This window comes from Halorubrum sp. CBA1125 (assembly GCF_009742825.1).
In the GTDB taxonomy this organism is placed as follows: Archaea; Halobacteriota; Halobacteria; order Halobacteriales; family Haloferacaceae; genus Halorubrum.
Genome location: NZ_WPCE01000120.1, coordinates 1 through 9059 on the forward strand (window position 1 = coordinate 1; position 9059 = coordinate 9059).

General features: G+C 67.9%; 7 protein-coding genes, 1 tRNA gene and 2 pseudogenes. 6 read left to right on the forward strand and 4 right to left on the reverse strand.

Going from position 1 to position 9059, the window contains the following annotated elements; genetic code table 11:
* Both GJ633_RS17210 and GJ633_RS10990 read left to right on the forward strand, forming a co-directional pair.
* Nucleotides 1–255: pseudogene (locus tag GJ633_RS17210) on the forward strand (hypothetical protein); the annotation flags it as partial.
* A gap of 35 nt (nucleotides 256–290) precedes the next feature.
* Nucleotides 291–608: pseudogene (locus GJ633_RS10990) on the forward strand (BRCT domain-containing protein); the annotation flags it as partial.
* A gap of 76 nt (nucleotides 609–684) precedes the next feature.
* On the opposite strand, the gene GJ633_RS10995 reads toward GJ633_RS10990, so the two are convergent.
* Nucleotides 685–2100 carry a GntP family permease gene (locus tag GJ633_RS10995; protein ID WP_156588868.1) on the reverse strand — a complete coding sequence of 472 codons (1416 nt, stop codon included), beginning with the start codon at nucleotides 2098–2100 and terminating at the stop codon, nucleotides 685–687.
* Between the two features lie 330 nt (nucleotides 2101–2430).
* On the opposite strand from GJ633_RS10995, the gene GJ633_RS11000 reads away from it, so the two are divergent.
* The gene (locus tag GJ633_RS11000; RefSeq protein ID WP_156588869.1) at nucleotides 2431–3420 is read left to right on the forward strand and encodes an ABC transporter ATP-binding protein; all 990 of its coding nucleotides are present in this window, start codon (nucleotides 2431–2433) and stop codon (nucleotides 3418–3420) included.
* Nucleotides 3417–4232 carry an ABC transporter permease gene (locus tag GJ633_RS11005; protein ID WP_156588870.1) on the forward strand — a complete coding sequence of 272 codons (816 nt, stop codon included), beginning with the start codon at nucleotides 3417–3419 and terminating at the stop codon, nucleotides 4230–4232. The genes GJ633_RS11000 and GJ633_RS11005 overlap by 4 nt, the downstream gene beginning before the upstream one ends.
* Nucleotides 4233–4270: 38 nt before the next feature.
* Here GJ633_RS11005 and GJ633_RS11010 read toward each other — a convergent pair whose 3' ends face one another.
* From GJ633_RS11010 to rimI, 3 genes are all read right to left on the reverse strand, one after another.
* On the reverse strand, nucleotides 4271–4963 hold the full coding sequence (locus GJ633_RS11010; RefSeq protein ID WP_231741337.1) for an alpha/beta fold hydrolase: 693 nt from the start codon (nucleotides 4961–4963) through the stop codon (nucleotides 4271–4273).
* Nucleotides 4964–5146: 183 nt separating this feature from the next.
* Nucleotides 5147–6946: an oligoendopeptidase F gene (gene pepF, locus GJ633_RS11015; protein ID WP_156588871.1), complete on the reverse strand. Its 1800-nt coding sequence runs from the start codon at nucleotides 6944–6946 to the stop codon at nucleotides 5147–5149.
* A 101-nt stretch (nucleotides 6947–7047) separates the two neighbouring features.
* Nucleotides 7048–7521, reverse strand: coding sequence for a ribosomal protein S18-alanine N-acetyltransferase (gene rimI / locus GJ633_RS11020; RefSeq protein ID WP_321169030.1), 474 nt, complete (start codon nucleotides 7519–7521; stop codon nucleotides 7048–7050).
* Nucleotides 7522–7716: 195 nt separating this feature from the next.
* On the opposite strand from rimI, the gene GJ633_RS11025 reads away from it, so the two are divergent.
* Both GJ633_RS11025 and GJ633_RS11030 read left to right on the forward strand, forming a co-directional pair.
* Nucleotides 7717–7789, forward strand: a tRNA-Arg gene (locus tag GJ633_RS11025).
* Nucleotides 7790–8570: 781 nt separating this feature from the next.
* Nucleotides 8571–8783, forward strand: coding sequence for a hypothetical protein (locus GJ633_RS11030; protein ID WP_156588872.1), 213 nt, complete (start codon nucleotides 8571–8573; stop codon nucleotides 8781–8783).
* Nucleotides 8784–9059 lie beyond the last annotated feature (276 nt).

The window sequence follows — 9059 nt, forward strand, 5'->3', positions numbered from 1 at the left end:
GCCGAGGACGACGAGGCGGTCGACTCGGAGGCGGTGATGACGACGCTCGTCGCGGCCGATGCGCTCGTCGACGACGGCGAGACGCTCCGGCTCGACGGGTCGTTCCGGACCGACCTGTACGACCGGATCGGGGCGCTGCGAGAGGGGACGGACGCCGACCTCGCCGAGCGCGCCGCGGAGGTCGCCGGCGAGGACGTCGAAGGCGAGGCACAGACGGGCGGATCCTGCTCGTCGGCGGCCGCGACGCCTGGCTGAGCCGGCCGATCGCGCTCGCGGAGACCGCCCTCGGCGAGCTGCTCCGCGAGCGCGGGGTCGACCCGGAGCCGGTCGAGGTAGACGCAGGCGACGCGCTCGACGGGCTGACGTTCGTGTTCACCGGGTCGCTGTCGGTGACGCGCGGGGAGGCGCAGGCGCACGTCGAGGCGCACGGTGCGTCGGCGACCTCGTCCGTGTCGGGGAACACGGACTACCTGGTCGCGGGGGAGGACCCCGGGCGGTCGAAGCGCGCGGACGCCGACGCGGAGGACGTGCCCGTCCTCGACGAGGACGACTTCGCCGACCTGCTCGCAGAGCGCGGCGTGGCGTGGCCGCCGGACGACGACGGGTAGCGCCGCGGCTCCCGCTGCCGCGTCGATCGAAAAAAATCGAACCGCTCGCCTCAGGCGAGCGGCCGTCTCGCGGGCGTCAGGCGAGCGGGAGGATCGTCGACAGGATCAGCACGGTGATGAGCCCCGTTATCGAGATGATCGTCGTGAGGGCGGTCCAGGTCTGCAGCGTCTCTCGCTTGGTGAGTCCCCCGATCTCGCTGACGAGCCAGAAGCCGGAGTCGTTGAACCACGAGAAGATGTTGCCGCCGGCCCCGATGGCCATCACGAGGTACGCCGGGTGGACGGCCAGGTTGCCGACGAGCGGCGCCATGATCCCCGCGGCGGTCAACATCGCGGCCGTGGCGGACCCCTGGGCGATGCGGACGATCGCGGCGATGAGCCAGGCGGTGATGAGCAGGCCGATACCGACCTCTTGGAGCGCGCTCGCCAGGTAGTCACCGATGCCGGAGGCGGCGAGCAGCGCGCCGAACGCCCCACCGGCCGCGGTGATCGCGGCGATGTTGCCACCGCTCTGCAGCGCCTCGGTGAGCTCGTCGCTCCACTCGCTCTGGGTCATGCTCTCGTAGCGGTAGAACGTGTACGCGGCCGCGAGCGCGGCGATGGTCAGCGCGACGTTCTTGTTGCCGAGGAAGTCCGTGAACGGCTGTAGCGAGGCCAGGGCCGGCACGACCTCTTGGAACGTGTTGACGGCGGTCGAGGACGCGATCAGCAGGACGGCGAGCAGGATCGGCGCGAGCGACTCCAGCACGCCGGGGAGCTCGCTGGTCGGCCGGTCGGCGACCTCCTGGAGCTCCTCCGTCGAGGTCGCCATCGTGTCCCGCAGCGGGATATCGAGCCGGTTGTTGATCCAGCGGCCGTAGACGAGCCCGGACATGATCGCCGCCGGGATGGCGACCGCCAGTCCGACGAGGATCGTCGTCCCGAGGTTGCTCCCGACCTGGTCGGCGACCGCGAGCGGACCGGGGGTCGGCGGAACGAACACGTGTGTCGTCGCGGCACCCGCGCCGACGACGACGATGAACAGCGTGTAATCGCGACCGACCCGCGCCCGCATCGAGCGCGCGAGCGGCGCCATGAGGTAGAACACGCTGTCGAAAAACACCGGAATCGCCAGCACCGAACTGCTGCCGAGCAGCGCCACGTCGGAGTTACTTTCGCCGAGTACGTTCTGGAACCCGCGAACGATCCGTTGTGCTGCACCGCTCTCCAACATTCCCTTGCCGATGACCGCCGCCATCAGGATGGGTATCCCGATCCCGGCCATCCCGTTCCCGAACGCCGTCGCGACCTGCGCGCCGGCGTCGGCGGCGGTGAAGTCAGCGACGAAGATCGTGTTCACCACGCCGACGAGGAACGCCGAGATGATCAGCCCGACGAACGCCGGGAGGTCCAACCACACGAGCAACGCGATGACGATTATCAATCCGATTATGAACGTTAACAGTGGACTGTGCGCGAACTGAACTGTTCCCTGGAGTGGTACTGGTACCATCCCACAGGGACTCCAGAGAGTACATCATTAAAATTTGGGATGTTTCGACGATCGACTTCAGGTACGCCGATCTCGTTCGCAATCGAGACGCGGATTCCGGTCGTCCACCGCGTTCGCCCCGACGTAACCTATAGTATACAAACGGGTAAGTGTCAACCTATTACGATCAGATGACATTATTCGTGTCGTTCAGGGGTCGTGTCGTGTGGGTCGGTACGCTCTCCGATCCATGGCGACGCAGTCGGCGAGTATCTCGCTCTCCGTCCGTATCTGAACTCCGCCCGCGCGGCGAGCCACAACGCTTTATCCCGCGCCCCGGGAACGAGGGGTATGACCGCCATCGAACTGCGCGGCGTGACGAAGGAGTTCCCGGGCGTCACGGCCGTGCGGGACCTCGACCTCACGGTCGAGGAGGGTGAGGTATACGGCTTCCTCGGCCCCAACGGGGCGGGCAAGTCGACGACCATCGACATGGTGCTCGACTTCGTTCGACCGACCGAGGGGACGGTGACGGTGCTCGGTCGCGACGCCACCGCCGACAGCGTCGAGATCCGTCGACGGACCGGCGTCCTCCCCGACGGTTTCTCCGTGTACAACCGGCTCTCCGGCCGGAAACACGTCGAGTTCGCGATAGGGTCCAAGGAGGTCGACGTCGCCCCCGAGGCCGTCCTCGAGCGGGTCGGGCTCCTCGACGACGCCGACCGAAAGGCCGGCGACTACTCCAAGGGCATGCGCCAGCGGCTCGCGCTGGCGATGGCGCTCGTCGGCGAGCCGGACCTCCTCATCCTCGACGAGCCCTCCTCCGGGCTCGACCCGGCCGGCGCGAAGGAGATGCGCGAGATCGTCCGGACGGAGGCCGACCGCGGCGCGACCGTCTTCTTCTCCTCGCACGTACTCGCGCAGGTCGAGGCCGTCTGCGACCGCGTCGGGATCCTCCGGGCGGGCGAACTCGTCGCCGAGGACTCCGTCGAGGGGCTCCGCGAGACCGTCGGCGGCGAGGAGACGCTGGAGATCGCGGTCGGCGGCGCGGACGGCGACGTCGAGGCGGCCCTCGACGCGGTCCGCGACCTCGACGGCGTCACCCGCGTCGACCGCGACGGGGACACCCTCGTCGCGAACTGCGAACCCGGCGCGAAGACCCGGATCATCGGCGCCCTGGAGGAGGCGGGCGTCGTCGTCGACGACTTCCGCACCCGGGAAGCGTCGCTGGAGGACCTCTTCTTGGCATACACGGAAGGGGAAGCGCCGGACGCAACGACGGACACGGACGGGCTCGCTCCGACCGAGGCGGACGGATCGCCCGAGGAGGTGGGCCGATGAGTCTCGTCGCGGTCGCCGAGAAGGACTTCCACGACACGGTCCGGTCGCGAGGGATGCTGATCCTCGTGGCGCTGTTCTCGCTGCTCGTCGCGGCGTTCGCGTACGCCGTCAGGCCCGCCGGTCAGGGCGAGCAGTTCGCGACGGAGGTCCTGTTGAGCTTCTTCGTCGGGCCGTTCCTCGTGACGACGCTGGTCCCGCTCGTTGGCGTCGTCGTGGGCTACAACGCGGTGAGCGGCGAGCGCGAGTCCGGCTCGCTGAAGCTGCTGCTGTCGCTGCCGCACTCGCGGGCCGACGTCGTCTTCGGCAAGGTCGCGGGCCGCGGCGCCGCGCTGGCGCTCGCGGTGTTCGTCGGCTTCCTGTTGCCCGCCGCGGTCCTGATCGTCGCGCCGGTCGCGTTCGACGCCGGGGCGTTTCTCGGCTACACCGTCTTCGCCGCGGTCCTCGGGGTGGTGTTCGTCGCCATCGCGGTCGGCTGCTCGGCCGCGTCGAGGACCCAGCGACGCGCGCTGATCGGCGGCGTCGGGATCTACGTCCTCTTCGTCCTCCTGTGGGGCGCGATCACCGGCCAACTGCTCGGCGCCGCGGAGCCGCTCATCGACCCGCTGCCGGCGTCGAGCGCCCAGGTGCGAGCGTTCCTCCGGGTCTCGAACCCGACGACCGGCGTCGAGACGCTGACGAACGCGTTCCTCGCCGAACAGCTGTTCGCGGGCGACCAGGTCAACCGGCAGATCTCCGCGGCGTCGATGCTCGTCTTCTGGACGATCGCCCCGCCGCTGGCGGGACTCTGGAAGTTCGACGCCGACGACCTCTGAGGCGCCGACCGGTTCGGTGTCGATCTGCGGCCGGCCCCTTAGCGCGACGCCCCGTCGGTCGCCCACGTGAAGGCGTCTCGCCGACACGCGAGGAGTGTCCCGAGGTGGTCGCGCTCGACGGTCACGACCGTGTCGCGGTCGCCGTCGAGCAGCGACCTGACGGGGCCGATCGGCGCGTTCCCGTCGCGGGTTCCGTGCCACGCCCGCACCGGGGTCGACGACGGGAACGCACCGACCGACTCCTCGGCGAACAGCCGCGTCTCCCGGACGGCGGCGGTCGGTCCCTGCCGGAGCGCCTCGTGGAAGTCGGCCGCGACCGCCCCCGCGACCGCGTCGGACACCCTCTCGTCCGTGTACTGCGCGACGACCGACTCGGGACCACGGACCCGCGCGACCAGTCTGGCGACCCGGAACAGCGCGCCGAGCGCGAACGGGACCCGCGACAGCAGCGTGAGGGGATTCCGTGCCGGCGGGACGACGCTCCCGATCACTCCGACGCGCGTCGTCCGGTCTCCCGGCGCGCTGGCGAGCGCAAACGGTCCCCCGCCCGAGAAGCCGACGATCGGCGCGCGGTCGATATCCTCGGCGTCGAGGAGCGCGGTCAGGTCGTCCCGCCACGCCGCCCACCCCCCACCCGCTCGGCGGGGGCGACGAGCGCCCGTATCCCGGACGGTCTGGGGCGACGAGCCGGACGCCGGCGGCCGTCGCGGCGGCGGCGCAGAGGGCGACAAACCGCCTCGATCCCGGCGTTCCGTGGAGGAGCACGACCGGCGAGCCCGCGGGCTCGCCGGCGGTCGCGTACGCGAGCGACCGCCCGTCCGGGAGGACGCACTCCCGGTCGGTGTACAGGCGGTCGTCGCCGTCCACGGGCGACCCCTCGTCCTCGTCCCCGCCGATCGGCGTCCCGCTCGCGGTCACGCCAGATCGAGGAGGGTCGCGACCTCGTCGAGGTAGTCCTCGTACACGCCGACGGCCGACTCGATCGGGTCCGCCGAGGTCACGTCGATCCCGGCGAGTTCGACCACGTCGAGCGGATAGTCGGCGCCGCCCGCGGCGAGCATCTCGCGGTAGTCGGCGGCAGCGGGGTCGCCCTCGTCGAGGACGCGCTCGACGATCGCGACCGCTGCGGAGATCCCGGTCGCGTACTGGTACACGTAGAAGTCGTAGTAAAAATGGGGTATGCGCTCCCACTCGCGCTCGATGCCGCCGGTTAGCTCCGCGGGCGCGTAGTAGTCTCCCTTGAGATCGGCGTAGATCTCGTCGAACCCGTCGGGAGTGAGCGCCTCGCCGTCTTCGACGCGCTCGTGGATCGCCTGTTCGAAGGCGGCGAACATGGTCTGACGGAAGAGCGTCGAGCGGAAGCGTTCGAGGTACTCGTCGAGCACGTGCGTGCGAAGCTCGTCGTCCTCGACGGCGTCGAGCAGGTGGTGAGTCAGGAGCGTCTCGTTGACGGTGGAGGCGATCTCGGCGACGAAGATCTCGTAGCTCGCGTCGTGCCACGGCTGGGCGTCGCCGGCCAGCTCCGAGTGCATCGAGTGGCCCAGCTCGTGGGCCAGCGTGAACATCGAGGCGATGTCGTCCTGGTAGTTCATCATAATGTACGGCTGAGTGTCGTACGTGCCGGAGGAGAACGCGCCGGAGCGCTTTCCGCGGTTCTCGTACACGTCGACCCACCGCGAGTCGAGCCCCTCGGCCAGCCGCTCCTGGTAGGCCTCCCCGAGCGGTTCGACCGCCTCGATCACCCACTCGGCCGCCTGGTCGTACTCGATATCGGGGCCCTGATCGCCGGTCAGCGACATGTACAGGTCGTGGCTCTCCAGCTGGTCGACGCCGAGGGCGTCCGCCTTCAGCTCGGCGTGGCGGTGGAGCACGTCGAGGTTGTCGTCGACGGTCTCGACCAGCGTGTCGTACACCTCGGTCGGGACGTTGGGGCCGTCGAGCGCGGCCGCCCGCGCGCTGTCGTAGCCGCGGATCTCGGCGCTGGTGACGTGCTCCCGCACGGCCTTCTCCAGTGACGTCCCGACCGTGTTCCGCACGTCGCCCCACGCCTCGTAGAACCTCTCGTGGACGCGGCGGCGGAAGTCGCGGTCGGGGTTCGTCTGGAGCTTCGTGAAGTTCGCCTGCGTGATCTCGACGTCGTCGCCGTCGGGCCCCTCGACGACGCCGTAGGTCATGTCGGCGTTCGTCAGCATCGAGTAGATCTCGCTCGGGGCGTCGGTGACCTCCGAGAGGTCCGCGAGTACCTCCTCGACCTCGGCCGAGCGCGTGTGCGGCTTCGTCCGCAACACGTCGTCGAGGTAGTGTTCGTACGCGGCGAGGTCGGACTCCTCCTCGATGAACGCCTCCACGTCGGCCTCGCTGAGCGACTGGAGCTCGGGTTCGAGGTAGGAGATCGCGCTCGACGCCTCGGAGCTGAGCGCGGACGCCTTCGCCGATATCGCCTGGTACTCCTGGTTCCGGGTGTCCTCGGCGCTCCGGAGGCGGGCGTACGTCGTCACCTGCTGGAGCTCGCGGAACACTTCCTCCCGCAGTTCGAGCAGTTCGAGGAGGGTCTCGGCGTCTTCGGTGGCACGCCCCTCGTAGGCGCGCAGCTCGTCGATCCGCTCTGTGACCGCCTCGTAGGCGTCCTCCCACGCGTCGTCGTCCGCGTAGATGCCCCCGAGGTCCCACTTGTACGTCTCGTCGATCTCCGCGCGTTCGGGAACCGAACTCATACGGGTCCGTTGGTCCGCCCCGAACTAAGCCTTGTCAACGAGGCGGTTCGGCATTCGGCGAGTCGTCCGCCCGGCTCCGTCGATGCGCGTCGACCGGCGTCTCACCCGCCCTCGACCCACTCCGCGAGGTCGACGACGAGCACGAGCGCGTCCTCGCCGTCGCGGTAGTACCCCGAGACGCGCCGGGCCGGTTCGAACCCCTCGTCGGCGTACAGCGACCGCGCGGGGTCGTTCCCCTCGCGGACCTCGAGCCGGGCGACCGCGACGTCGGCCGCGCGGAGCCGCGCGAGCGCCGAGCGGAGCAGCGTCCGACCGATCCCGCATTCTCTGGCCTCGGGATGCACCGCGAGGTCCTTCACGTGGCCGATGTCTCGACCGTGGTTCGGCGTGACGTCCGCGACCACGTAGCCGACGACGGCGTCGTCGCGCTCGGCGACGAGGAACGTCGACTCGCCGAGGAGACGCTCGAAGGCGTCGTACGGCCACGGGTCCGTGAAGCAGGCGCGCTCGATCCGCACCACGTCGAGCAGGTCGGCGCGCTCCGCGCGGCGGACCGTCGCGTCCACGGGTGTCACGGATCGAGTTGACCACGGAGCCGCAATAAACGCGACGGGACGGGATGCCCCGCTGTGGTCGCCCTCCGCCGTCCGAGAGTTGCCACACTCGGCGTCGGCGGATGGACCTCAGAGCGCGCTCCTCCGGAACGAGCCCCGACGACGGCCGGTCCGAGTCAGAAGCATTAAACGCTCTCCGCAGGTAGCCGACCCTGAGGGCGCGTAGCTCAGCGGACAGAGCACTTGGTTCCGGACCAAGATGCCGCGGGTTCAAATCCCGTCGCGCCCGTTCCAATTCATAACGATTCAAATCCGCTAGACGGCGGTACGTTCCTTATAAATAACGACTGTGATCTGTGAGTGATTTCGTTATGTTACGGAACGCGGGTCGAAGCGTTCCTGCGATTCGCGTACATCCAACTGGTGGTGAGAGGTATTGAATTGGTCGGCTCTGTTGAAATCATCAACAGTTGATACATTCTGAGCCCTCGTGGTCAGCCAGTCCAAGGAACGCCCGATCCGCTGCTGCGGTGGCGTGCCTGCTCGCGCCCGACGGGCGCGAGCAGGGAGGGACCGAAGGTCCCTCTGGCAGCCGGCGCATCGCGCCTCGCTGCCGGGAGGGCGAAGTACGACGACGCAAGCACCGCAAGGAGCGAGCACCGCGAGCGACTGAGGAGCACAGCGAGTCGCACGAGTCGTGCGAGGGCTCCCTCCGGTCGCCCTCGACTGGCGAACGGCGGAGCCGTGAGCCCTCCCGGCTGGGGCTTTGGAAGAATTCACCGCGCTGGCAACTGTCTATAAGCGAGCGGCTACCCCTTTGGAGATGTTCTCGACCACAACTATCTCGTACAGCAAACTTCAGCGACCAGCTATTTCAGCTCATCTCATGTCTGAATAAGAGGATTTCAACAGAGTCAATACTGTGAGTGAATACACGCAATTCAGCGTTGGTGACGACTAGCGTGCCTGCGAAGCCATCTGCCGTATCTGAGTGCGCCTGAACAGAGCTGATTCTCACTCATAGCGAAACCTCCATACTCTCCTTAGTGTTGGAGGGCCTACTATACGGTATGATAGTACGAGCACTACTCGCGGCTTTCGGGGTCATCGAACTGTTGTTCCCGAAGCGTCTGGTCGACGCGGTGATGGATCTGGCAACGACTGAAAATTCTGAGATAGAATTCCGGCCGTGGGTGTACACAGTCGCCCGATTCGAAGGAGTCGCAATCGTTGTCCTCGCGCTGTGGTGTGGTCGATGCGGCTCAGATGAGGACGACGAGTAGCGCACCACTTTGGGTCACTTCGCTTCGAAGCCGACCGTCTTTGTGATGGTGTTTAATCAACATCTACCGGAGTGTGAAGTATGCTGTTGGTTAGTTCTGCTGAGAAACCTTCGGAACCGATAGCAACATCGTGCCCACCGTAATTACGGAACATTCGAGGCGAAAGCCTCGCGCCTTCAGCGCGGGGAGGATGTCACTCACCTCCGAGTGCAGCGACGATGTCGTCGATCGTATAGAGACGTAACGCTTCGCGCTCGGCGGCGGCGGTCGCGGACG